The organism is Dyella sp. 2YAF14 (genome assembly GCF_052114725.1).
Classification (GTDB): domain Bacteria; phylum Pseudomonadota; class Gammaproteobacteria; order Xanthomonadales; family Rhodanobacteraceae; genus Dyella.
This window is the reverse complement of sequence record NZ_JBFRFH010000003.1, coordinates 91,266-116,901: the sequence shown is the minus strand read 5'-3', so window position 1 is coordinate 116,901 and position 25,636 is coordinate 91,266. Positions and strand designations below refer to the sequence as shown.

Here is a 25,636-nt window from a genome sequence, read left to right as displayed (position 1 = left end):
ATGGGATTGAGGTGGGGTTACACGCTGGCGGTTCTGATTTCGCTGCTGCTGTGGTCGATGGCTGGCCATGCGCAGGTGCGCATCGACATGGATCACGACTGGCGCTTCCGTACCGACGCCGCCGATGCAGGCATGGCTGCTGGCTGGCCGCGAGCCACGCCGGCCGAAACGCAGCTGGTGGATGTGCCCCACACCTGGAACATCGGCAAGGATGACGACTACGAAGGTGTCGCCTGGTATTTCAAGTCCTTCACCGTGCCGGCGTCGATGCTTTCGTCCCACGTGGAATTGCATTTCGGCGCCACCTTCTATCGCAGTCGCGTCTGGGTCAACGGCGTAGAAGTCGGCGGCCACGAAGGCGGACACACGGCATACGACCTGGACATCGGCCGGCAGCTTCGTGCGGGGGAAAACCAGATCGCCGTACGACTGGACAACCGTCCCGGCGAGGCGACCATCCCCGGTTACGCGATGCGGCAGGTGGCCAGCGGCAGCGTGTGGTACGACTGGTGGCATTACGGCGGCATCGTGCGCGACGTGTGGCTCAGCGTATCGGACCATGCACTGATCCGGCGGCAACGCATCGCGAGCAAGCTTGGCGGCGACGCGGCCAGCGTCAGCAGTCAGGTATTTGTCGAGAACGTCGACGGCAGCGACGGCAGCTATCGCGTCACCGCAAGCATCATCGATCCGGACGGCAAGACGGTGGCGCAAACGCAGCAGGGCGTCTCGGCAAAGGCGGGGCAGTCCACCTCCACGACACTTGCCGTGAACCTGCCACACCCCCAGTTGTGGAACGTCGGCGACGCGCGACTCTATCAGTGGGTAACGGAGCTGCATGCCGCCGACGGCACGGTGCTGGACTCGCGCAGCGATTCGTTTGGCGTGCGCGACATCGTCATCCGTGACCGCCGCCTCTACGTCAATGGCAAGCCGGTGCGGCTGAGCGGCGTCAGTCGCCACGAGGATTCGCCCTGGGAAGGATTGGCCGAATCGGCGGGCACGATACGCCGCGACTGGTCCGACATGGCCGCCTTGCATACAACGCTCACGCGGCCGGTGCATTATCCGCAGAACGACGAGGTACTCGACTTCGCCGACCGCCACGGCATCTTGCTCGTGCCGGAAATCCCGGTCTGGCAATTCAGCCAGGCGCAGCTGAAAAACCCAAAGCTGCTCGCGCTCGCCAAGGGCATGATGCGCGAGATGATCGAGCAGGATGGCAATCACCCCAGCATCTTCGCCTGGAGTGTTTGCAACGAGAGCGATGCCTCCACGCCTGGTGGTCGCGCCTATGTGGACGCCATGGCTTCGCTTATTCGCGACATCGACCCGGGCCGCTATGTGACCTTTGCCGATGCCGACATCAGCAGCAAGCCGTGGAAAGAAGCGCCGGTGATGCACGACATCGACTTCATCATGGCCAATGCCTATTTCGGATCATGGAGCGGCGCGGGCAGCGACGTGGAACCCTGGCTGGATTTCATCGATCGCACTTATCCCGACAAGATGGTGATCATTTCCGAATTCGGCTACCCGGGCGTTTTCTCGCACGACAGCGCTGCCGCCGACAAGGCGCGCGCCGAGAACCTGCTCCAGCAGATGGATGCCTTTCAGCGGCGCAGCTTCATTGCGGGAACGATTTTCTGGACGTATCAGGACTATAAATCCCATCGCAATCTGTGGCCCGGCCAGACCGAAGGTTTTGTCGACCACGGCCTGGTCGATGAGAACCGGCAGCGCAGGCCGTCTTACGCGGTCTACGAAACGCGCAACGAGGCGTTGTCGGTGGCGACGCAATGGCGGGTCGACGCCAGTGGACTGCGTGGATTCGAGGCCACGGTGAGCGGCTATCCAGCCACGCATCTGCCTTCCTATCCCATGCTCGGCTATGTCGCCCACTGGCGCGCCATGGACGATCGCGGCCACGAACTTGCGCATGGCGATGACGTGCTGCGCGACCTGGCACAGCCCATCCGCTTTGAGGGTGCCTGGCCCGCTATGGGCAAGGGCGCTGCTGTGCATCTGGCCGTGGACGTCGCCCGGCCCGACGGCGTGCGCGCCGGCGGCGTGGTCAGCGACTACCACCCGCTGAACATCGGCAGCGCGCACTTTCTTCCGAACAAGGACGAGCAACCATGATGAAACCGGCCGCGCATGGCGCGCTTGTCGCGGGCTGGCTGCTCTGCGCCTCGGCGTGGGCGCAGTCGCCCACGGCGCCCACAGCCGATTCCTTGTCGCCGGCAGCGCAGGATCAGGCCTGGCAGCAGGCCAGCGCCAAATTCGCGCCGCAACGAAAAGCGATCCTTGATCGTGTGGCCAACGCAGCCGGCCGGGGGCCCTTTCGCAGCGACTGGACGTCCTTGCAGAAGTATCGTTCACCTGCCTGGTACGACGACGCCAAGTTCGGCATCTTCATCCATTGGGGCGTCTACTCGGTGCCCGCGTTCGGCAGCGAGTGGTATTCGCGCAACATGTACCAGCAGGGGACAAAGGAGTTCGCCCATCACGTGGCGACGTACGGGCCGCAGTCGAGGTTCGGCTACAAGGACTTCGTACCGATGTTCAAGGCCGAGCACTTCGACCCGGATGCCTGGGCGAAACTTTTCCGCGTTGCCGGCGCGCGCTATGTCGTACCCGTGGCAGAACACCACGACGGCTTCGCCATGTACGACTCGGCGCTGTCAGATTGGACCGCCGTAAAGAAGGGGCCCAGGCGCGACGTGATCGGTGAGCTTGAACGTGCCGTGCGAGGGCAGGGCATGCGCTTTGGCGTGTCCTCGCATCGCGCCGAGCATGACTGGTTCTTCGACGGTGGGCGCCATGTCGATTCGGACGTCAACGATCCGCGCTATGCGGAACTCTATGGCCCTGCCGTAGCGCATCTCAGCAAGGAAGACGAGAACCTGGCGCAGGACTGGACCTATGTCTCCCAGGCCTGGCTGGACGACTGGCTTGCACGCACTGTCGAACTCACCGACAAATACCATCCCGACCTGATCTACTTCGACTGGTGGATCGGCCATCCCAGCTTCCGCAACACGCTGCCGACCCTGCTGTCGTACTACTACAACGAAGGCGCGAAACGCGACGGCGTGGTGGTCAATTACAAGCTGGGCGACTTCGCCGATGGCGCCGGCACGCTGGACATCGAACGCGGGCAACTGCAGGGCATCCACCCCGCCCACTGGCAGACAGACACCTCGATCAGCAACGATTCCTGGGGCTACATCGAGCACGACACGTACAAGTCGCCGACCTTCATCATCCATCTGCTGGTGGATGTGGTCAGCAAGAACGGCAACCTCATGCTCAACGTCGGGCCGCGTGCCGACGGTACGATTCCCGCTGGCGCGCAGGACACGTTGCGCAGCATCGGCGGATGGCTGAAGGCGAACGGCGAGGCGATCTATGGCAGCAAGCCATGGCGCACGTTTGGCGAAGGCCCGACCGAAGTGGTCAGCGGCACCTTCCAGGACACCAAGACCAAGCCATATACCGCCGAAGATTTCCGCTTCACCACCGGCAACGGCAAGCTCTACGCGATCGAGCTGGATTGGCCGGCGAACGCCCAGGCCATCATCCATTCGATCAAGCCGGAAGACAAAGTCACACGCGTCCAGTCTGTGGCAGACAACCGCACCATCCCGTTTACCCAGGATGCCGGCGGCCTGCATCTTAGTCTGCCGTCCCACCCAATCGGCAGCGATGCGTACGTCTATCGCATCACCTTCTCCACTCCCCATTCACTCAAGGCTGCGCCATGAAACGATGGTTGTCCCTGACCGTTTCGCTGTGTCTTGCATTGGCGTCGACCGGCGCCTTTGCGAAGGCTCCCACCGCGTTGTTCTATATGATCGAAGTACAGAAATCGATCAACTCGTTCGAGGCGCACATCGACAAGGTCGACTTGCTGGTGCCCACCTGGTTTGGCGTGGATGGCAACGGCCTGGTATCGGGCGCACCCAACCTCTACGTGCTCAAACTGGCCAAGGCGCATCGTGTGCCGGTGATGCCCATCATCTCCGCTGGCGGCGACCGCAAGAAGTTTCACGATCTGCTGGTCAACGAAACCGCCAAGAAGGCGATGATCGAGGGCATGCTCGAACAGGCGAAGCTCTACGGGTTTGTCGGCTTCCAGTTCGATTTCGAAAACATCGCCTGGACCGATCGCGACGCACTGACCCTGCTGACGCAACAGACCGCCACGGCGCTGCACAAGCACGGCCTGAAGCTATCCATGGCGGTGGTGCCGAATGCGCCGGGCTACGCGGGCCGCGGCCCCTTCGCCAAATGGATATGGGAATACTGGAAAGGTGCGTACGATCTCAAGGCGCTGGGACAGGCACTGGATCTCGTCTGCCTGATGACATATGACCAGCACACCCGCTGGACCACGCCGGGGCCGGTGGCGGGCATGCCGTGGGTGATGGCCAACCTCGAATACGCCTTGAAGGTGGTGCCGAAGGAAAAGCTCTCGCTGGGCATTGGGCTGTATGGCTACCACTGGTTTGCCGGCGATCCGGTGGGTGCGGACGGCAAGGAGAGTTCGAACATCTCCGCGCAATACATCGATGCGGACGAATCGTTCCCGCTGGCCAGGCAGTTCAACGCCACCATGCAGTGGGATCCGGTGGAGCACGAATCATGGTTCTACTTCTATCGCGACCAGATGCGCGAGTGGGTGTTCCTGCCCGATGCGCACGCGTTCCGCGATCGCTACGACGTGGTGAAGCAATACGGCCTGGAGGGCTTCTGTGCGTGGGTGATTGGCGCCGAAGATCCCAAGATCTGGGAGGCGCTCCCCGATGCGGTGCGCTAAGCGCGGTCTGAAGGCGCCGATCGCGCTGGCATTGGCAACGCTGTTTGGGTTCGCCGTCGATGCGCACGCGACAGGCACGCTGCCGATTATTCCGCTTCCCGCGCAGGTGAGCATGGGGCAGGGCGGTTATGCCGTCAGTGCCGCTGCCGTCATCCATGTCGCGCCGGGTGATCGTGCGGCCGCCGAGGCGGCCCGCTATCTGGCGGACCTGCTCGTGCGAACGCGCGGACTTTCGCTACCGGTGAAAGAGGATGCGACAGCCACGAGCCACGGCGACATCGTCATTCGCAGCGATGCGGCCGCAAGCGTCACGCAGCCGGAAGGTTATGTACTCGACGTTGATGCGCAGGGCATGCGCATCACTGCGCGGGATGCGGCAGGCCTGTTCTACGGCGCCGTCAGCGCGTGGCAGCTGATGACGCCCGATGCCGCAAAGGGTGCCGTCTCGGTGCCCTTGCTGCACATCGCCGACTGGCCAAGATTTGCCTGGCGAGGCCTGATGCTCGACTCGGCGCGGCACTTCCAGCAGCCGGTTGAAATCAAGCAGCTGCTCGACGCCATGGCACAGCACAAGCTCAATGTCTTCCACTGGCATCTCACCGACGACCAGGGCTGGCGCCTGGAAATCCGCCGCTATCCCAAGCTCACGCAGATCGGCGCATGGCGCCAGCCGCCCGGGGATGGCGGCACCAGGTACGGCGGCTACTACACGCAGGCCGACGTGAAGGACATCGTCGCCTACGCCGCCGTCCGCCACATCACGGTCGTGCCGGAGATCGACATGCCGGGCCACGCGCAGGCTGCCGTGGCGGCTTTTCCGGATATCGGCGTCACCGGCGAGCGGCCGTCCGTCTCGATCAACTGGGGCGTCAACCCTTACCTGTTCAATGTCGACGAACACAGCATCCGTTTCCTGCACAACGTGCTCGACGAAGTGATGGAACTGTTTCCATCGACCTTCATCCACGTGGGCGGCGACGAAGCCATCAAAGACCAGTGGCAGGCGTCGGCCGCCGTGCAGGCGCGCATGCGCTCGCTCGGGATCAAGGACGAAAAGGCGCTGCAAAGCTGGTTCATCGAGCGCATGGGGCAATACCTGGCGCAACATGGGCGTCGCCTGATCGGCTGGGATGAAATCCTTGAGGGCGGCATACCGCCGTCCGCCTCGATCATGTCCTGGCGCGGTACGCAGGGCGCCATCGATGCGGCGCGACTGGGGCATGACGTGGTGCTGTCTCCCGCGCCCACGCTCTACTTCGACAACCTGCAGAGTCATCGCGACGATGAACCGTCCGGGCGGCTTGGCGTCCAGACGCTGGCCCGCGTCTACGCGTTTGAAGCGGTCTCGCCGGAGCTCACTGCCGAGCAGGCGAAGCACGTACTTGGCGCGCAGGCCAACATCTGGACCGAGTACCTCACGGCACCCTGGCAGATCCAGCATGCGGCCTTCCCACGACTGGACGCCTTGGCCGAGGCGACCTGGACGCCTGCCAACGAGCGGCGCTTCGACAACTTCTTGGCGAGGCTGCCCGCGCAATTCGATCGCTATCGCAAAATGGGCATCTACTATGCCGACAGCGCCTTCGCCGTCGACATGCGTGCGCAGCGTTCACCCGGCAACGGCGACAAAGTCGCCGTGACCCTTGTTGCACAGGAGCCGTCCACCACGATCCGTTACACCACCGACGCAACCGTGCCGTCGGCGAGCTCGCCTGTCTATGGTGGACCGATCGAGACTGCGCTGCCTGTCACCATCAGCGCAACGACGTTTACTGCCGACGGACAGCCGCTCGCGCGCGTCCGCACACAGCGTTTCGACGCGCGGACGCTGGCGAGCTACGACGGCAATGCGCTGGAGGCCTGTCCGAAGGGCGACCTTGGCCTGCGCGTGCCGCTGCTACCCGATGCCACCTCGCCGGCGCCGGTGTACAACCTCGACGTCATGAACAGCTGCTGGCGCATGGCGAACGTGTCCCTGGACGAGGTGGTCGCGATTTTTGTCGACGGTGCATGGCTCGCCCGCAATTACGGCCTGGCGCATGACGCATCGAAAGTCGTGTCGCGCCCGTCACGCCGGCCTGCGGGCGAACTCGAGGTTCACCTCGATACCTGCAGCGGCCCCTTGGCGGCCAGCTTGCCGTTGCCTGCCGAAGCCTTGCCCGGCAGGACGTATCGCGTTGCGGCCGCCGTGACTGCGCACGGCGGCACACACGACTTGTGCATCCTCTCGACGGCGCCGCTTCAAGGTCCTTTGGCAGGCGTCAGCCGCATATCGTTCAATTATCCCGCGCCGCCTGGCGCAACGCAGTGAGCAGGCGGAGCAGACGCGCATGAGGCGATTACATCAGGCCTGCCTGCTGGCGACCCTGCTGTTCGGCGTCTTGCTGGCGACGCCCGCTCCGGCCGACGAGGCCACGGAGCGGGCGGCCAGTCTGGTCGCGCGCATGACGTCGGCAGAGAAGATCGCGCAGTTGCAAAGTGCCGCACCGGCCATCCCGCGCCTTGGCATTCCCGCGTACGACTGGTGGAGCGAGGGGCTGCACGGCTTTGCCCGCTTTGGCGAGGCGACCGTATTCCCGCAGGCCATCGGTTTGGCGGCCAGCTGGGATCCCGCCTTGCTTCATGCCGTGGGCGGCGTAGTGGCGACGCAGGCGCGCAGCAAGTTCCTCGCTACGGGTCTGCAGCACAATCATGGACGCTACAACGGCCTCACGATCTGGTCTCCCAACATCAACATCTTCCGCGACCCTCGCTGGGGGCGAGGCCAGGAAACCTATGGCGAAGATCCACGCCTGACGGCAACGCTTGCCGTGGCCTTCATCGACGGACTGCAGGGCGATGACCCTGCGCATCCCACGGTGATCGCCACGCCCAAGCACTTCGCCGTGCATAGCGGTCCGGAGCCCGGCCGTCATGGCTTCGATGTCGATGTATCCGCGCATGATCTCGAAGACACGTATCTGCCCGCCTTCCGCGCTGCGATCGTGGAGGGTCGCGCGGGCTCGGTCATGTGCGCCTACAACGCGATTCATGGCGTTCCCGTTTGCGCCTTGCCGTGGCTGCTCGGCGAGCGCCTGCGCAAAGACTGGGGCTTCGAGGGCTTCGTCGTGTCCGACTGCGATGCGGTGGACGATATGACGATGTTCCACCACTACCAGAAAGACAACGCCGGCTCATCGGCCAGCGCGTTGCGCGCGGGCACGGACCTGGACTGCGGCTCGGCGTATGCGGGCCTTGGCGGCGCGCTGGCAGATGGCCGGATCAGCGAGCGTGACCTCGATGTGGCCGCAACGCGCCTGTTCGCCGCGCGCTATCGCCTGGGCATGTTCGACGCATCGGCGCCGACGCCGCGGGTCGCCCCTGATGCTGATCGCTCACTGGCGCTGCGTGCTGCAGGCGAATCGATCGTCTTGCTCAAGAATCGCGCGAATACACTGCCATTGAAGCCCGGCGGCCGTATCGCCGTGGTGGGGCCAAACACCGACGCCTTGTCCGTGCTGGAAGCCAACTACCACGGCACGGCTCGACAGCCCGTGACGCCGCTCGATGGCGTGCGCGCACTATGGGGCGAGCAAAACGTGCGTTACGCCCAAGGCGCCACGCTTGCTGATGGCGTGACCGTTCCGATTCCCGTGACGGCACTATCCAATCTCAAGGGCGAGTACTTTCGCGATGCCCGCCTGACCGGCAAGCCGGTGATGACGCGCTCCGACGCCCGGATCGACTTGGATACTGATCACCTGCCGCCCGCGGATGGTCTCGATGCATCCCGCTACGCAGTGCGCTGGACAGGCCAACTGCTGCCTCCCGGCGCGGGCGACTACACCCTGGCCGTGCGCGTGGATCGATGCTTCGACTGTCGCGGGCACGACCCTGTGCGCCTCTATCTCGATGGCCATCTGATCGCTGGCAGCTCGGGCAGCGATGAGCCGCCTGCCGTGAAAATCCATTTTGCCGATACGCGTCCGCACGATCTGCGCCTGGAATGGGAGCACAGCGGCGAGGACCAAGGCATTCACCTGGAATGGATGGCGCCCGCCGATGCACAGCTCGCTGAGGCAGTCAGGGCGGCCGCCGATGCCGATGCCGTGGTTGCCTTCGTGGGTTTGTCGCCAGGTGTCGAGGGCGAGGAACTGAAGGTCGACGTGCCGGGCTTCATGGGCGGCGATCGGACCGCCATCGATCTGCCTGCGTCGCAGCAGAAACTGCTGGAGGCGGTCGCCGCCACCAGGAAACCGCTGGTAGTCGTCTTGATGAGCGGCAGTGCCGTGGCCTTGAACTGGGCCAGTGAACACGCGGACGCGATCATCGCGGCGTGGTATCCGGGCGAGCAGGGCGGATTGGCGGTGGCGCAGACCCTTGCCGGCGTGATCAATCCCGCTGGCCGCCTTCCGGTGACTTTCTATCGCGACGTGCGCGATCTCCCGCCTTTCATCGATTACGGCATGAAGGGTCGCACTTACCGTTACTTCAAGGGCGAGCCGCTGTATGCGTTCGGCGATGGCCTGAGCTACACCACGTTCGCCTATGACGCGCCCAGTCTGTCCGCGCAAAACCTGAAGGCCGGCGACGCGCTCGACGTCGCGGTGAACGTGCGCAACACCGGAACGCGCAGCGGCGACGAAGTAGCGCAGGTCTATCTTGCGTATCCGGACGCCCCCGATGCACCGCAACGGGCGCTGATGGGGTTTGAGCGTGTCTCCCTCGCCGCAGGGGAGCAGCGTGCCGTGCATTTCCATCTTGACGCGCGCGCCCTGAGCCTGGTCGATGCCGACGGTGTGCGTGCCGTCAGGGCAGGGCGCTACGCATTGTTCGCAGGCGGCCACCAACCCTCGTCGGGGCAGCCATCGGTGGCGTTCACCATCGCAGGACACGCCGACGTGCCGCGCTGAGCATGCCGATGAATGGCATGATCAGCGCCAGCCTGGCGCCGCATGTCGGCGCCATGTCAGTTCGAAGGCAAAGCGCCGGCGTCGAACACCTGGAATTCGCGGATGGATGCATCGCCGACGCTGGACAAAATGTTCAGTCGCACGCGTTGCGCAGTGACGCGAGGGAACACATCGATCTTCATGTGGCCGATGGCTTCAGCGTTGGCGACCGCATGCCAGGCCTTGCCGTCGAAAACCTCGATGGCGTACTTGCGCACATGCTGCCCGTCGTCCAGCCATTCCATCGCGAGCGTGCGATCGAACGTCACCGGGTGGCCGAAGTCGACTTCGAGCGTGGCGTGGCGGGAGCCAGCCGGCGCCGACCAGAATGTGTCCTTGTTGCCGTCCAGGGCTGCCTCGGTGTTTTCGTCCGTCTGCACGTGATGGCGCGCCAGGTTGCTGGCATCGCCATAGCGCGCACGCAGCGCCTTGCCAAAGGCTTCGAGGCGGGCGACGTCGGCATCGGGCAGCCGGCCGTGGCGATCCGGCGCGATGCCCAGCATCAATTGTCCGCCACGCCCGACGCTGTTCTCCCAGGTGTCCACGAGCTTGGCGACACTCTTGAGCGTGACTTCGTCGTTGGGGTGCCAGAACCAGTGCAGGTCATGCAGAGGGGTGTCGACTTCCACCGGGCGCCAGCGCTGGTAGCCGTGGCGGTCGATGACGTTCCAGTTCTCGCCGCGAATATAGCCATCCTCCTGGCCCACCCAGCGAAGGTCGCCGTACTCGAACAAGCCCATGTCGGCAAACACCATGGCATTGGGCTGATAGGTTCGCAGCGTTTCGATGTAGCGCGGGAAATCGTAGACATGGCCGGCGCTGCCTGCGCCATCGAGCCACCACTCGACCAGCGGCCCATAGTGCTGGGCCAATTCCTCCACCTGGGCGCGGTAATACACATCGTAAGCTTGCGGCTGCTTGTAGCGCGGCTCATGCCTGTCCCACGGCGACAGATAGACGCCGAACTCCAGTCCTTCGGCACGCGCCGCGTCGGAGGCGAGGCGCACAAGATCGCCCTTGCCATTCATCCACGGGCTGCTTTTCACCGAGTAGTCGCTCTGCGCCGTCGGAAACAGTGCAAAGCCATCGTGATGCTTGGCGACCATCACCATGTAGCGCGCGCCCGCTGCGCGGCTGGCGCGTGCCCATTGCGCCGCATCGACATGGTCGGGATTGAACACCCTGGGGTCGGCTGTGCCGTCGCCCCACTCGCGATCGAGGAAGGTGTTCGTGCCGAAATGCACGATCACGCCAAACTCCAGATCCTGCCAGTGAATCTGCTGGGGGGATGGCTTGGTATCCGCCGCGCCTTGCGCCAACGATGCCTGCGAAAAAAGAGAGAGCGCCAAGGCGGCGCCAAGAACGGTTCGGGCAAGTCGCTTCATTAGCCACCTTTGCAACAATCATTTGGACGTTAATACGTCCTTATGGAAGTTTTCATTAGAGGACGGGAAACGCAGTCGTGTCAATCAAATATGGCGCCGTGCCGAAGGGGAGGTCGAACAGGCCTCGCCTCGCTTTCGCTTTGCTCTTCGTCATGACGTTTCGTGGCGAAGCGGCGCAGACATCCGTGGTTTCGTCCGAGTTCGTATTAACGCACCCACCGACGGCGCAATGCCATGCCGGCACGATCGTTGAAACACCGACGGGGCTCGTCGCCGCATGGTTCGGCGGCAAGCAGGAGCGAGACCCAAGTGTTGGCATCTGGATGTCCCGCCAGGTTTCCGGTCATTGGATAAGCCCGCGCGAGATCGCCAACGGCAGACAATCGGACGGCTCGCGGTGGCCCGCCTGGAACCCGGTGCTGTTCCGGTCGACGACGGGCAGGCTGATGCTCTTCTACAAGATCGGCCCGGATCCGCAGCATTGGTGGGGCATGCTGACGACCTCCGCTGACGACGGCGCCACATGGTCGGCACCGCATCGACTTCCGCCCGGCATCCTCGGGCCGATCAAGAACAAACCCATTCAACTGGCCAATGGCGACATCCTCAGTCCATCCAGTACCGAACGGGGCGGCTGGCGAGTTCATGTCGAGCGGTCGGAGGACGACGGCAGAACCTGGGTGGCTGGCAGCGATCTATCATCGCGCGGCATCGAGGCCATTCAACCGAGCTTGCTCCCGAAGCAGGACGGCGGCATCGAGGCCATTGGCCGCACGCGCCAAGGGAAATTGTTCTGGTCGCAGTCCGCCGATGACGGGCACCACTGGTCGCCATTGCGCCTGCTGGACGTGGACAACCCCAACTCAGGCATCGACGCCGCATCCCTGGCGGACGGCCGCGATCTGCTCGTCTACAACCCGACGTCGCCCGGGTCCCGGTGGTGGGACGGACGAGGAACGCTGGCAGTCGCCATCAGCGCCGACGGCCTGCACTGGAAGAGGGTGCTGACGCTCGAAGACCAACCGGGCCAGGAGTACTCCTACCCGGCCGTGATCCAGTCGCGCGATGGACTAGTCCATGTCTTGTACACGTGGCGGAGAACGCGCATGCGTCATGTAGTGATCGATCCCGCGCGCCTGAGCGACGCCACCGCTCGCCTGTCTGAAAGCATCCCGCCGATCGTGTCAGGCGACTCAGCCGTCCCGCACTGACCGGGACGTTGCCCCCGCCAGGGACGCCCATGAGCGCGTCCAGGGCCGGGACCCAGGCCCTCGTGATTGAGGGCGCCGCCCCGCAGGGAGGGGCGCGAAACCAGCAGGCTCTCATCGTAGGGGCATTGAGCAGGCAAGTGGCCGTCTGCCGGGCAAGTTCTTTTCAAGATTGTTGCAATGCAACTTGCATCGATCCAGTTTAGGCTTATAACTAAGTCAAATATGAACCATAAGTTCGTATATGAATCTCTTCTCGCAGGGGCGGGACGGGGAGGCAGGCGGGAATGGGGCGTGCGGGGCGCGAGCTTGGCACACGCGACCTGGACCAAGGTGAACGAATGGCCCGATGCAGAGCAGGCGTCATGAATCTCCGTTGGCTGTGGTTGGAGCCCTCGACTCGAAGAGGACACATCGGAAAGAGCCGTTCTTGTATGGGAAGAACGTCGGAACCAAGAGCAGCGGATGGCACGGAGAAGGTTGGGCAAAGCCGTTACGCAGCTTGATCACCAGCAGGACGACTTGAAGCGTCTGATCCGGGATGGGGACCGCGAAAGCGGACCGGGGCAGGCGAGCGAACACAGCGCACAAGAAGTGAATAGAGCTGGTGAGCGCAAGGCTCAACAGCAATCACACCATTGAAGCTTTTCGGGGAGGGTTAACCATGAAAAAAATCCGTTTGCGACGCAGCGTACTTGCCACTTCCATGGCGCTGGCGCTTTTCACGCCACTCGCCTTCGCCCAGTCGGCACCAGCCGGCAGCGATCAGTCGTCCGCACAACAGTCATCGGGTGCGCCTTCGTCCAGCAAGTCGGACAAGGCAGTCGAGTTGCAGGGCGTCACGGTCACGGGCTCGATGATCCCGCGCGCGCAAGTCGAAGGACCGGCGCCAGTCGTCTCCATCAGTGCCCAGGAGATCAAGGATCAGGGCTTCACCACGCTGTGGGAGTTCCTCGATTCGTTGCCGCAGGTGGGTCAGCAGACGTCGGATCCGGCCTCCTGGGGTTCGAGCTCGGTCAATGCGCGCTCGGTCAACCTGCGCGGCGTCGGCCCCGGTTTCAGCCTGCTGTTGATCGATGGCCATCGCGTGGTGGATTACCCGCAGCCGCTCAACAAGCAGAGCAATTTTCAGAACTACAACAACCTTCCCCTCGGCATGATCGACCATGTCGAAGTGCTCGCCTCCGGCGCCTCGTCGATCTATGGCTCGGATGCGGTGGCGGGCGTCATCAACGTGATCCTGAAGAAAAACTATCAGGGTGACGAGCTGCAGATCACCGGCGGCACGGCGACGCGTGGTGGCCGCAACTACGGCGACATCAACTTCTTCGGCGGTAAATCCGGCAGCAACTGGCACATCCTGTACAACCTCGAGCAGTACAACCGAACGGCGTTGTGGGGCATGGATCGTCCGTACCAGGACTCGGTGTCCGATGCAGGCTATGGCGCATGGGGCCCAGCCTCGCGCATGTTCGGTTATCAGTACGACGCTGCCGGCGCCATCGCGCTCTCCGCCACGGATGCCAACGGCCACTACATCACGCCGCCGGCGGGCAGCTGCTCGAAGTTCACCAACTCGCAGCTGAGCCAGTCGCATTCGGTCACCACCAATGGCACGCAGATCGCCAGCATCACCGACAACGGTTACTACTGTTCGCAGCCCGCGCTGTTTCAGAACTGGGTGCTGACGCCTGGCACCCGCAGCCAGAACGGCTACATCGCCGGCGAGTACGACTTCAGCAACGGCTTGCAGCTGTATGGTTCGGCCGCCTTGTATGACACGACGGGCATCTCCAACACCCAGCTGCCCGTGGAAGTCACCGGCCAGTTCTACGACCAGAGCACGGGGCAGACCATCAACCAGGCCATCCGCCAGTTGACTGCGCAAGAGATGGGCACGGCGGCCAATACGCATGACCGCGAGCAGAACTGGAACCTGCAGGTTGGCCTGAAGGGCACCATGTTCGACAACCGGTTCAACTGGGATTTGAACCTCAACAGCCAGAAGTACACGGTGCGCGAAGACTATACGGGCATCAACGTCGCCGGCATGAACAACTTCTTCCTCGGCAAGCAGCAGGGCACCACGGCCGACGGCTTGCCGATCTACAACATGAACTGGCAGCAGTGGTGGAATCCGATCACCCCGCAGCAATACGGCCAGTTCGCGGTCAATGGCGAGAACACCTCGTCATCGTGGCTGGACCAGGCGCAATTCCGCATCAATGGCGATCTTTTCAAACTGCCGTGGGTGGACGAGTCGGTAGGTTGGGCAGCCGTGTTGGAAGCCGCGCACAACGGCTTCCTGCTTTCGCCTGACCCGCGTTCTGCCGACCCGACCACGTTCCAGAATCCGTTCGGCGCGTATCTCACCGGCGGCGGCACGCGCCAGCGCTTCTCGCTGGGCACCGAGTTCCGCGTGCCGATCCTTGATTCGCTGACCTGGACCATTTCCGGTCGCGGCGACAAGTACAACGACGCCAGCATGGCCGACATCGCCAAGACCTGGGGCACGGGCCTGGAGTACCGTCCGTACGACGGCCTGCTGCTGCGCGGCAGCTACGGCACCAACTTCAAGGCGCCGGACATGCAGGCCATCTACCTGACCGGCTCGACCTCGCCGGTGGGTGATTACCTCGACCCCCTGCAATGCATCAACGCGATCAAGTCTGGCCAGTCCAACAGCACCTGGTGCAGCCTGGTGCAGCGTCCGACCTCGCAGTACTACAACTTGAACACCAACGGCAGCCGCCTGCTGGAGCCGCAGACCGGCCACTCCTGGACCTATGGTTTCGTGTGGCAGATTCCGGGCGTGCAGGGCTTGTCGGTATCCGCCGATTACTGGCACATGGGCGTGGACAACGCGATCGAGTATCTGGACAAAGACACCGTGCTGGTCGACGAGGCCGGCTGCCTGACCGGCCTGCAGGCCAACGGTACGTCGGCGTTGTCGCCGTATACGGCGCATGTGCCGGGCTCGGCGTATTGCCAGATGGTGACCCAGATGGTTCAGCGCAATGCAGCTGGCCAGATCGTCTCGGAAGAGTCCGGCCCGATCAACGAGGCTTCGCTGTACGTCAGCGGCATCGATGCATCGCTCGATTACAAGATCCACACCGACGACTACGGCAACTTCCGCGCCGGCATCAACTACACCGACAACCTTTCGTACAAGCAGCGCGTGCTGGCTTCGGACCCGCTGCAGAACACTCGCTACAACAATGTGGCAAGCCGCATGACCTGGATCGCCGACTGGACCAAGGGCGACTGGAACGTGTCGATCTCCGGTGTGCGTGACGGCAGCATGCGCGCTCCGAACTACGCCGGCTGCGTCGTGCTGCCCAATGGCATCCAGCCGGGCATGGTCAACGTGCAGAACGGCAGCGAGTCGATCAGCACGGGCGTGTGCCAGGTAACCCAGGATGGCAACCCGGTGGCCGTGGACTCCGCGACGTATCGTGGCAGGACGCCGGTGTGGATCACCTGGAACACGGCAGTCGGCTGGCAGATGAATCCCGATACCACGTTGAAGCTCACCGTATCCAACATCTTCGACAAGGTCGGCTCCATCCCGTACTACGCCGGCGGCTTCGAATTCGTCACGACGGGTCAGACCGCCGATGAGTACAACGGCCGCGAAATCTTCCTGACGTTCGACTACAAGTTCAAATAAACCCGTGTTTCCCAGCCTGTGGCAGGCATGACTCTCCCCATCTGACGGGTCGGCCTCGGTGTCCCCGAGGCCGGCCCGCTCATGACGGCAAGGGCAGGGGAGGCGCACTTCCATTGATGGGCGCCTTCCGGTGTGAATCAAGGAGTAGGGCGTATGTCGTTGTGGAAGAAGAAGGCCCGCGAAACCCGCGCGCCCGCCAAGTCTTCATTCGCTTTGCCGCATAGCCGCCTTTGGCTGGGCATGGCTTGCGCCTTATGCACAACAGCCGTTGTCGCTGGCAATCCACCGCAAAGTTTCGCACCGCCGGATGCGGCAACGATCGAACACCAATGGGAAGATGCGAATCGTCCTTTCGATGGCGCACGTCAAGCCATACTTGCGCAAACGCACAAGGCGGCCTGGCAAGGCCCGATGTCTCCCGACTGGAAAAGCCTTACCGCTTATCGCACGCCAGCGTGGTATCAGGATGCGAAGTTCGGCATCTTCATTCACTGGGGCGTGTATTCCGTGGCGGCGTACAAGGGCGAGTGGTATCCGCGCCATATGTACGAACGCAGCGGCGAGTACGCCAATTACTACCAACATCAAGTGAGCACCTATGGAGCGATGCCCCAGGTCGGCTACAAGGATCTGATTCCACGTTTCAAGGCAGAGCATTTCGATCCGCAGGCCTGGGCCGCATTGTTCCGCGCGGCAGGTGCGCGTTACGTGGTTCCCGTTGCCGAGCACCACGACGGCTTCGCCATGTACGACTCCAAACTGTCCGACTGGACGGCTGTAAAGATGGGGCCGCATCGCGACGTGATCGGCGAACTCGCCAAGGCGATCCGCGCGCAAGGCATGAAGCTTGGATTGTCTTCGCATCGTGCGGAACACGATTGGTTCTACGAATACGGCCGCAGCTTCGATTCCGACGTCAACGATCCCAGGTACGCGTCGCTCTACGGACCGGCACATCCCACCGAATCGGCCAAGGGTGCCGATGGCAAGGACGTCGACTGGACCTTCGTTTCGGACGCCTATCTCGACGATTGGCTCGCACGCTCGTCCGAAATCGTGCAGGACTACCATCCGGATCTGATGTATTTCGATTGGTGGGTCGGCCAACCGCGCTTTCGCGGCGCACTCGCCGAATTCGCCGCCTTCTACTACAACCAGGCCGCAACGCGTGATCAGGGTGTGGTGCTCAACTACAAGCTCGACAACATGATGCCTGGCACCGGCACCTTGAATATCGAGCGAGGGCAGGCCGCCGATATCCTCGCGCAACCCTGGCAGACCGAAACCTCCGTAAGCCCGGACTCCTGGGGCTACGCCGAAGGCGACACCTACAAGTCACCCGACGAGATCGTGCAACTGCTCGCCGACGTAGTTAGCAAAAACGGCAACCTGCTGTTGAACATCGGCCCCAAAGCCGATGGCAGCATTCCCGACGAGGCAAAGAGCATCCTGCTGGCCGTCGGCCAATGGCTGAAACTCAACGGCGACGCCATCTACGGCTCCAGGCCATGGCAGCGCTTCGGCGAAGGCCCAACCCAAGTCGCCGCCGGCACCATGCGGGACACCAAGACCAAACCCTATACGCCCGAAGACTTCCGATTCACCACCCACGACGGCCACCTCTACGCCATCGAGATGGAGTGGCCCGCGAACAACCAGGCGCTGATCCATTCCATCGCGCCATCGACGACGGTCCGAAAAGTAACGCTACTGGCCACGGGCAAGCCGATCGCATTCCACCAGAAAGCGGACGGTCTACATCTAGAGCTGCCAACGCGTCCGTCAGGCCCGCACGCCTATGTGTATCGGATTGACTACTAGGTTGAGGAGCCGGAGGTTGATGGGAGCGGGCCTTGGGGAGAGCCAACAGCAAAGGGGCCAGGCTGGCGCCGGTCATTTTGTAATTTTACATAATATACATTATGCGAAATTGTTGAAGGATCTGGCGATTGGCACGACTGTTGTCGCTGTCCTCTTAATTCTGTCGTTTGTCCGCTAATCGTGTCATGTCCGCTTATTCGGTCATCTTTTGACACCGAGCTATTTGCGGCCTGGCCCTACCGGCGACTTCTTTGGTGCGCGAGCGCGTGTGGACGCCTGTGCTTTCGGGGAAAGCGGACGCTTGGGTTTTGCCGCTGCCGCATAGGCTTCCGATAACGCCTTTTCTAGTCCGGCGATCTGGCCAGCTTGCCGCGCAGTCTCTTGTTCGAGGTCACGCGACTGGGCGGCGACTAAATTGAGCTGGCCCTGCATTGCAGCGGCCATATCTCTCTGAACCCGTTCCGCGCCTTCGTGCCGTTGCTGCCATTGCTTGGCTTCCTGTCGAGCACGATCGACTTCCCTGCGAGTCTCCCGTTGAGATGATTTAGGCAACGAAGAGCCGGACAAATCCTCAAACAGATCAGAATTAGGGCGATAGGTGCGAGAAGAAAGCGCGGATTTCCTCCTGATTTCTAATCAGCGATGTCTCGCTGCATTATTGCCATGGCATCTCGGAAGTCTCTGGAGAAAGCTTTGAAACCATCACTAAGGAACCCTTGACGTTCATTGGAAGCGGGTTCGTTTGCGACCCTGTTTAGGTACTTCTCCATCCGCTCTAGAATGCCCCCAAGGGCCGCCCCGCCACGGAAGAACGACGCGCTGTTGTGCTTGTGGAGCTCTAGTCGAACCTGCCTTTTATTGAGCGTCGATGAGTCGTTTTGTTGGATTGAGCCAATGCCTTGAGCCTGACGACGGACTAACTTGACGTCCATGTAGATACGACCAACGTCAGCAAGAATCGCGAATCGAATCTTGCTTTGATCTCGAGCTCGCTGCAGTCCATCCTTGTAGGATTCGAGAACTCCCGTGGTCACGACACCTAAGACCGCGATGAGTCCCACCTGGATGAGCGCTTTGACCCACTCGCCTTCATTCCGGAGCGTTTCGAAGGGGTGCAAACTCAAATACATTGCGCCGCCGACGGCGCTTACTGCCACTACAACAAGGACCAGGGCGCGATATTGGTTCGCTTTCATGTAGTCCTCCCGGTGCAATAGCGGTGCGGAAATCATCCATTGGATCGCGAATTCGTCCTTCGACTGCGGTATCGAACAGTCTTTGACGAACGAGCCACCGTCTATCAGCCAATCTTCCTGTACTACAGGCCGTGACTCAGCAATGGACTGGCTTGGTATGTAGCGAGCACAGCATAAGTGTGTCATTCATGGCATGGCCTCCGCGGCCAAGGAAACTACGCATCCCGCGTCGAAAATCGCCGGCGACTCGGAACCGCTTGATAGCAAGATCCTTGATGCAAGCCGCCGCCCGCACTCGACCGAATGATCGCAAACTCGGACGAGGCCTCCTTGCACTACGCAAGGTGACCGACTGCCGCTCGCGGACCTGGACATGCAAGGCGCAAGGCCTTGCACAAGCAATCGCCCGTAAGTCGTAGGCCTTTGTTTTCAGCGTCGGATAACTGCCTTGGAATCCAATCGTGCCCCTGCAAAGATTGGTCCACGGAGGGAGCGGCATGACGTGCAGCTGGCTCTTACGGCGCTGGTGGACCAAAGTCGCGAAATGGCCAGTGACAAGGGGCTCTTGGGTCCGAAACAACTGGAGGTCACGGGCAACTGCCGTGCCGGACACCTTCGATTCAACGACGATGTCCATGGCGCCGGACTCATCGGCGAGAGTCCCGTTGGCTGCGAATGCGGACCGGCGGAGTAGTCACTAGCCAGGACAGATGGGAGTGCGCCCTACCCCCGATAACACGGGCTAATCGCCCTGCCTCGCATTCGGTATTGCACCCAATTGAGGTTGGGCGCCTGCACGTGCTCTATGCGTCGGCGAGTCCCATGCCGCGTGTCGCTGCGCCGGATAGCCGGACCACGGTCTTTCGCGGAAAGAATCGCGGAAGCACCGTGGCGACGCGCACGCTGAAGCGCCCTGGATAAGTGACCGCCTCGCCTTTATCGAAGGCGACCAATGTACGTTCGACCACCGACTCGGCCGTATCAAAATTCTTCTCCTTCATGCCGGTTTTGGTGCCCTCAAAGAAGCTCGTGGCCGTGGGTCCCGGGCATGCCGCCATCACCTGCACACCGTCACCGACCAGTTCGTAGCGCAATGCTTCAGTAAAGGACAAAACAAAGGCTTTCGTCGCTGCGTAGACGGCCATATACGGCACCGGCTGGAACGACGCATTGGAGGCGATATTGATGATGCCGCCCTGTTTAGCCGTCGCCATGCGAGTCCCGAAGGCGTGTGAAAGTCCGACGAGTGCCTGGATGTTCAATTGGACACTGGCCTGCTCCGCAAGGAGGTCATGGGAGAGGAAGGAGCCCGAGTGGCCAAGTCCCGCGTTGTTGATGAGCAGATCCACCACCAGGCCTCGCGCATCGAGCTCCTTCTCCACCAGTTGCGCCGCATTGGACGCGGTCAGGTCAATCGACAGCGCAATGCATTTCACCCCGTATTGGGTTGCCAGGGACTGCGCGAGGCTCTCCAGTCTTTCGGTTGATCGCGCCAGCAGGACGACGTTGGCGCCACGTGCCGCCAGCGCTTTGGCAAAGGCCGTACCTAGCCCTTTGGACGCGCCGGTGATCAGCGCGGTCTTACCCTTGTAAGCAAACATGGAGGTGTACCTCGGCAATAAGAAATCAATGGGATTTGGACAGCTCAACCGGCACGTTGGTAGTCGGTGTAGCCACGCTCGTCGCCACCGAACAGCGATTCGCCCTCAAAGGGGGCGAGCGGAATGTTCTCGGCAAGACGGTGAGGAAGATCGGGGTTTGCCACGAACGGATGGCCAAATGCGACGAAATCCGCGTAGCCGTGCCCAAGTACCCAATGGGCCTTTTCGAGGTCGTAATGGCCGGCGACGATGATGGGTCGACGGAAACGCGCGCGAATCTGCTGGCGGAATGCTTCAGTGAACTGAGGGGCGTCGTTCCAATCGGCTTCCACAAGGTGCAGATAGGCGACGCCCGTCGCCTGCAGAAAATCGACGGCCTCCAAGATGGTCGGCAAAATGTCGGGGCATGCCATACCGCGTGCCGTCAGGAACGGGGCCAATCGAATCGCGGTCCGCTCCGCACCGACTTCGCCAGCGACGGCATTGATGACTTCACGCAGAAAGCGCAAACGATTCTGACGCGTACCACCGTATTCGTCAGTGCGCGTGTTGGACGTCGTCCGCAGAAACTGATCGACCAGATAGCCGTTGGCGCCATGAATTTCCACACCGTCAAACCCGGCATCCATGGCGTTGCGCGCGGCAGCTCGGAAATCCTCGACGATCCCTTGGATCTCGCGACGGCTAAGGGCCCGCGGTGTCGGCGAATCCACCATCTCACCCAGACCCGTCGACGGATTCACTTTCCATATCTGCCCCTGGAAGGGCAAAGCGGAGGGCGCGACCGGCAACTCACCGTTGTGGAAATCGGGGTGCGACATCCGGCCCACATGCCAGAGCTGAACGAAGATTTTGCCACCCTCGGCATGCACGGCGTCCGTCACCAGACGCCAGCCGGCCACCTGCTCTGGGCTATAGATGCCGGGGGTAAAGGAGTAGCCCTTGCCCTGCGGCGAAATCTGCGAAGCCTCGGTAACAATCAGGGCCGCCGACGCGCGTTGGGCGTAATAGCGGGCATTTAGCGACGTGGGCACGTCGCCAGGCTGCGCACTGCGCGCCCGCGTCATGGGCGCCATGACGATTCGATGGGAAACCGCGTGGCCAGCGAGGGTCGAGCGGGTAAAGAGGGGAGATTTCATGGGTGCCTCCTAAGGACAGGCACAATCTAGACCCTCTATAATCTGTTGAGTATCCACCACAAAGTGGATGGATAATCCACTTTTTGGAGATAGTCATGTTGAACGACATCGCTGAACTCCGCACCTTCGTTCGCATCGCCTTATCGGGCAGCCTTTCGGCAGCGGGCCGCGATATGGACCTCGCGCTGAGCGTGGTCAGCAAGCGTCTGGCCACGCTTGAACGCAAGACAAATACCCGGCTGATCACTCGCAATACCCGGCAGCTTTCGCTCACCGAAGAAGGCGCGAAATTGTTTGAACGCGCACAGCGCATCCTGGCTGAGGTGGATGAAGCGGAAGCATCGCTGACGCATGGCCGCGTCGACCCGCAGGGAACGCTGCGAGTGAGTGCACCCGTTGCGCTGGGACGCGCACATGTGGGTCCGGTCTGTCGCGAACTGGCGCGGACCTATCCTGCGCTGGCTGTCGAGTTGTCGTTGTCGGACCGGCTGGTGGGACTGATCGATGAGAACATCGATGTGGTGGTGCGCATTGGTACGCCACGCGACTCGGCCCTGGTCATGCGCAAGCTCGCGGACAATCATCGTGTCATCGTGGCAGCACCAGCGTATCTCGAGGCCAACGGCACGCCATTGCGCCCAGCCGATCTGTCGCAACACCAATGCCTTCACCATGGCGCTTTGCGCGTCGCCTGGCGGCTCCTTGGCGTCGACGGTGAAACGCAGGAAGTGAGTGTCGATTCGCGGCTGCGCAGCGATAACGGTGAGGTATCGCTGGACTGGGCGCTCGCTGGCTGCGGACTGATCCTGAAATCATGGATTGATGTTCAAGCCGACCTGCGGAGTGGACGTCTGGTCCGCGTCCTGCCTGAGTGGCGTAGCGAGGACGCCCCCGTCTGCGCCCTCTTCCCGTCCAATCGACTCGTCCCCACGCGGGTGCGGCTATTTCTTGATGCCATGGCTGCTCGTCTGGAAGGCGTGCGTCACGCCTGACTCCTGCGTCATTCGTTGCTCCGCTCTGCAACGAACGACGGTTCGTCCATACCGACCGCTCTACTCCATTGATATGCCCGTTGACCAGGCAAATGGGCTGGCGACGGTACTTCCTGCGGACCCGACGTCGATTTCTCCGGCTCATTGAAGACCATCAGTACTCGGGCTTTCCACCATCCACTTGCTTGAACGTGGGCATGCCTACAGTTCCCGAGTAGGTAATGACAAGAACTGTTGGTTCCTTGCCACTTATCCCGCGATGGACATCGTCCACGGACTCTGTAAATGCCTCGCCAGCCTTGAACGTCTGCTTCTTGCCGCTCGCTCTATCTTCGATCGTCAACTGTCCAGCCAATACATAGCCTGCGTTTGGCATCGGATGGATATGCCATGGCAAGGCAGTGTTGGCGGGAATGGTCAGTTTTAGAACGGTTAGTTGTGGAGCGCCCGTTGGGTACGAGGTGTACCTCTTGCCGTTCCACGAGCTATCGCTTTTTGCCAATACATCGGCATGCGCAGAGGCGACGTTCTGCGCATGCGCGCCAGCGGCGAACATCGCAAGTCCGACAAACAGTCCGCCAAGCTTTAGTTTGGATTTCACGTGACGCTCCTTGGATGATTGTTGCTCCCATGGTGCGCCTTCTGTTCCGCGGCAAGAATCACCGCTACCGCAACTCTTTTTTGCTCAAAAGGGCAAATTGCCGACGACGCGGCCAAGCTCAAGCTGGCCGTGAAGAGGCTGTCAAATCAAGACTGTGGCCCTGTCTGCTGATTCCACAGCATCCAGACCAATGACGCTACACAGGCCGCGCTTCATCCAAGAGCTCAAGGAATGCCCGCGGCGCCTGATCAGTGGGAAGCTGCTCCGATGACGCAACCGTGTATGCCACTACAAGCTCCCAACACAGTTCCGGTTCGGCGAGTTCGGCAATGCCCAGCGCTGGCAGCCGTGACCGGGCGACGGATTCGGGGAGCAGCGCTATGCCCAGGCCGCGCCGAACGAGTTCTGCCAAGGTTTCCAGATCGCTGACTTCGAATGCGGTATGCCTTTCGATGCCCACGTCCCTAAAGCCGCGATCAATGAGCTTGCGCGTTCCCCATTCGACATCAAAGTCGACGAATGGATATTCCTTCAATTGAGCTAACGGCACGTTGCTCCGGCCTGCCAACGGATGCTCTGGCGCGCAGGCCACTACCAACGCGTCGCAGGCAATCATCGTGGTGGCAATGTCGTCCAGCGGCTCAGCCACCGGGACAAAGGCAATATCCAGGCGCCCGCTTCGCACCAGGGCCAGAAGATCCGAGGACGCTCCCTGCGAAAGCCTCACTTCGATATCCGGATACTGCGTGTGGAACCGCTCAATCATTGCCGGCAGATCGAGAAAGGGCGGCAGGCTTTGCATCGTGCCGATGCTTAGCGTGCCTCGTCGCAAACCCTGCACGGCGGCCACTGCGTCGCGGGCATCGGCGATGGCTGCCAGCGCAACCCTTGCCTTGCCGAGAAATACCTTGCCGGCGGCAGTCAGGCTGACTTGCCGCGTGTTGCGTACGAACAGCGGCGCGTCGAGTTCAGCCTCCAGCTGGCGGATCGAGGTAGAGAGCGCCGACTGCACGATGTTCACGCGCCGTGCGGCGCGAGTGAAATGCTGTTCCTCGGCGAGGGCCACCATGTGTTGCAACTGCCGCAGTTCCACCGAGCTCTCCGTCATCACCATCTGCTTGACAGATTAATCCTATCAAAATATTCAATTTGAACGATGACTGGTCGGGGACTACTTTCCACGCAGTCCTTACTCAGGAGACTCCCCCATGGCCATCCCCGCCAACATCCTCACCTCTGCCGCCCCGCTTCCCACGCGCCAGCTCGGCCTCACCGACATGCTCATCACACCGGTGGGTTTTGGTGCATGGGCCATCGGTGGCGCCGACTGGGCAGTGGGCTGGGGCGCGCAGGACGACAACGACTCCATCGCCGCCATTCGTCACGCCGTTGCGCGTGGCATCAACTGGATCGACACCGCCGCGATCTACGGGCTGGGTCACTCCGAAGAGGTAGTGCGTCGCGCCTTGGCTGGCTTGCCCCGCAGCCAGCGGCCTTACGTGTTCACCAAGTGCGGCCTGGTATGGGATGAACATGATCGACTGGCGTCGCCGCGCCAGGTCGGCGCCCCCGCCAGCATCCGACGTGAAGTAGAGGCATCGCTGCGTCGACTCGATATCGAGCGCATCGATCTCTATCAGATGCACTGGCCAGCCAAGGACGGAACGCCGCTTGAGGCATATTGGCAAACGCTGCTCGATCTGAAGCAGGAGGGAAAAGTCCGCGCCGTCGGTCTTTCCAATCACAACGCCGTGCAACTGGCCGATGCCGAAGTGCTCGGCCATGTCGACACGCTGCAGCCGCCGTTCTCGGCCATTCGCCGCGACGTGGCTGCCGCCGAACTACCCTGGTGCCACGCCAATCAGACCGGCGTCATCGTCTACAGCCCGATGCAGTCGGGCCTGCTTTCCGGCAGTTTCACGCTGGAACGCGCTGCAGCACTGCCCAAAGACGACTGGCGCTCGCGCAATGCTGAGTTCACCGGCGACAAGCTCGTCGGCAACCTCATGCTGGCTGAAACATTCCGCGCGATCGCACAGCAACGCGGGACCACGGTGGCCGCCGTGGTCGTCGCGTGGACGTTGGCATGGCCAGGCGTGACGGGCGCCATCGTCGGCGCACGCAGCGCCGCGCAGGTGGACGGCTGGATTGCAGCCGCTAGTCTGCAACTGACGCGCGACGAGCTGGCCTTCATCGCCGAGGCTATCGTCACGACGGGCGCGGGCAGCGGACCCACTTTGCCGGTCGCTTAATCCCCGAAACACCAC

At 62.1% G+C, this 25,636-nt stretch carries 16 protein-coding genes; 10 read left to right on the top strand and 6 right to left on the bottom strand.

What is annotated here, in order from left to right; translation table 11 throughout:
* The 5 genes from AB4Y82_RS06685 to AB4Y82_RS06665 are packed head-to-tail and all read left to right on the top strand — an operon-like array spanning position 1 to position 9,714.
* Positions 1–2,142 (top strand): glycoside hydrolase family 2 protein, encoded by a 2,142-nt coding sequence (locus AB4Y82_RS06685; RefSeq protein ID WP_441603843.1) that lies wholly within the window; start codon positions 1–3, stop codon positions 2,140–2,142.
* Positions 2,142–3,767 carry an alpha-L-fucosidase gene (locus AB4Y82_RS06680; protein WP_441603993.1) on the top strand — a complete coding sequence of 542 codons (1,626 nt, stop codon included), beginning with the start codon at positions 2,142–2,144 and terminating at the stop codon, positions 3,765–3,767. The genes AB4Y82_RS06685 and AB4Y82_RS06680 overlap by 1 nt, the downstream gene beginning before the upstream one ends.
* A complete protein-coding gene (locus AB4Y82_RS06675) occupies positions 3,764–4,822 on the top strand; it encodes a glycosyl hydrolase family 18 protein (RefSeq protein WP_441603844.1) in 1,059 nt (352 codons plus the stop codon). Before AB4Y82_RS06680 ends, AB4Y82_RS06675 begins: the two co-directional genes overlap by 4 nt.
* Entirely contained in the window at positions 4,809–7,133 is a 2,325-nt protein-coding gene (locus tag AB4Y82_RS06670) for a family 20 glycosylhydrolase (RefSeq protein WP_441603845.1), read from the top strand. Before AB4Y82_RS06675 ends, AB4Y82_RS06670 begins: the two co-directional genes overlap by 14 nt.
* A 19-nt stretch (positions 7,134–7,152) precedes the next feature.
* Positions 7,153–9,714 (top strand): glycoside hydrolase family 3 C-terminal domain-containing protein, encoded by a 2,562-nt coding sequence (locus AB4Y82_RS06665; protein ID WP_441603846.1) that lies wholly within the window; start codon positions 7,153–7,155, stop codon positions 9,712–9,714.
* Positions 9,715–9,770: 56 nt separating this feature from the next.
* On the opposite strand, the gene AB4Y82_RS06660 is transcribed toward AB4Y82_RS06665, so the two are convergent.
* Positions 9,771–11,138, bottom strand: a complete 1,368-nt coding sequence (locus tag AB4Y82_RS06660; protein ID WP_441603847.1) for an alpha-L-fucosidase — start codon at positions 11,136–11,138, stop codon at positions 9,771–9,773.
* A 77-nt stretch (positions 11,139–11,215) separates the two neighbouring features.
* Between AB4Y82_RS06660 and AB4Y82_RS06655 the strand changes: the two genes are divergently transcribed.
* The 3 genes from AB4Y82_RS06655 (at position 11,216) to AB4Y82_RS06645 (ending at position 17,840) form a co-directional block, all read left to right on the top strand.
* A complete protein-coding gene (locus AB4Y82_RS06655; RefSeq protein ID WP_441603848.1) occupies positions 11,216–12,349 on the top strand; it encodes a sialidase family protein in 1,134 nt (377 codons plus the stop codon).
* Positions 12,350–13,010: 661 nt separating this feature from the next.
* Positions 13,011–16,019: a TonB-dependent receptor plug domain-containing protein gene (locus AB4Y82_RS06650; protein WP_441603849.1), complete on the top strand. Its 3,009-nt coding sequence runs from the start codon at positions 13,011–13,013 to the stop codon at positions 16,017–16,019.
* 153 nt (positions 16,020–16,172) lie between these two features.
* Positions 16,173–17,840, top strand: coding sequence for an alpha-L-fucosidase (locus AB4Y82_RS06645; RefSeq protein WP_441603850.1), 1,668 nt, complete (start codon positions 16,173–16,175; stop codon positions 17,838–17,840).
* A gap of 632 nt (positions 17,841–18,472) precedes the next feature.
* On the opposite strand, the gene AB4Y82_RS06640 is transcribed toward AB4Y82_RS06645, so the two are convergent.
* The 3 genes from AB4Y82_RS06640 to AB4Y82_RS06630 form a co-directional block, all read right to left on the bottom strand.
* The gene (locus tag AB4Y82_RS06640; RefSeq protein ID WP_441603863.1) at positions 18,473–19,036 is read right to left on the bottom strand and encodes a hypothetical protein; all 564 of its coding nucleotides are present in this window, start codon (positions 19,034–19,036) and stop codon (positions 18,473–18,475) included.
* 803 nt (positions 19,037–19,839) lie between these two features.
* Entirely contained in the window at positions 19,840–20,637 is a 798-nt protein-coding gene (locus AB4Y82_RS06635; RefSeq protein WP_441603864.1) for an SDR family NAD(P)-dependent oxidoreductase, read from the bottom strand.
* 44 nt (positions 20,638–20,681) lie between these two features.
* Positions 20,682–21,776 (bottom strand): alkene reductase, encoded by a 1,095-nt coding sequence (locus AB4Y82_RS06630; RefSeq protein WP_441611181.1) that lies wholly within the window; start codon positions 21,774–21,776, stop codon positions 20,682–20,684.
* A 95-nt stretch (positions 21,777–21,871) separates the two neighbouring features.
* Between AB4Y82_RS06630 and AB4Y82_RS06625 the strand changes: the two genes are divergently transcribed.
* Positions 21,872–22,768, top strand: a complete 897-nt coding sequence (locus AB4Y82_RS06625; RefSeq protein WP_441603866.1) for a LysR family transcriptional regulator — start codon at positions 21,872–21,874, stop codon at positions 22,766–22,768.
* Between the two features lie 154 nt (positions 22,769–22,922).
* On the opposite strand, the gene AB4Y82_RS06620 is transcribed toward AB4Y82_RS06625, so the two are convergent.
* Together AB4Y82_RS06620 and AB4Y82_RS06615 are read right to left on the bottom strand one after the other, a co-directional pair.
* A complete protein-coding gene (locus AB4Y82_RS06620) occupies positions 22,923–23,369 on the bottom strand; it encodes a cupin domain-containing protein (RefSeq protein WP_441603867.1) in 447 nt (148 codons plus the stop codon).
* A 196-nt stretch (positions 23,370–23,565) separates the two neighbouring features.
* Positions 23,566–24,462 carry a LysR family transcriptional regulator gene (locus AB4Y82_RS06615; RefSeq protein ID WP_441603868.1) on the bottom strand — a complete coding sequence of 299 codons (897 nt, stop codon included), beginning with the start codon at positions 24,460–24,462 and terminating at the stop codon, positions 23,566–23,568.
* Between the two features lie 115 nt (positions 24,463–24,577).
* Between AB4Y82_RS06615 and AB4Y82_RS06610 the strand changes: the two genes are divergently transcribed.
* Positions 24,578–25,621, top strand: coding sequence for an aldo/keto reductase (locus tag AB4Y82_RS06610; RefSeq protein ID WP_441603869.1), 1,044 nt, complete (start codon positions 24,578–24,580; stop codon positions 25,619–25,621).
* The last annotated feature ends 15 nt before the right edge of the window (positions 25,622–25,636 follow it).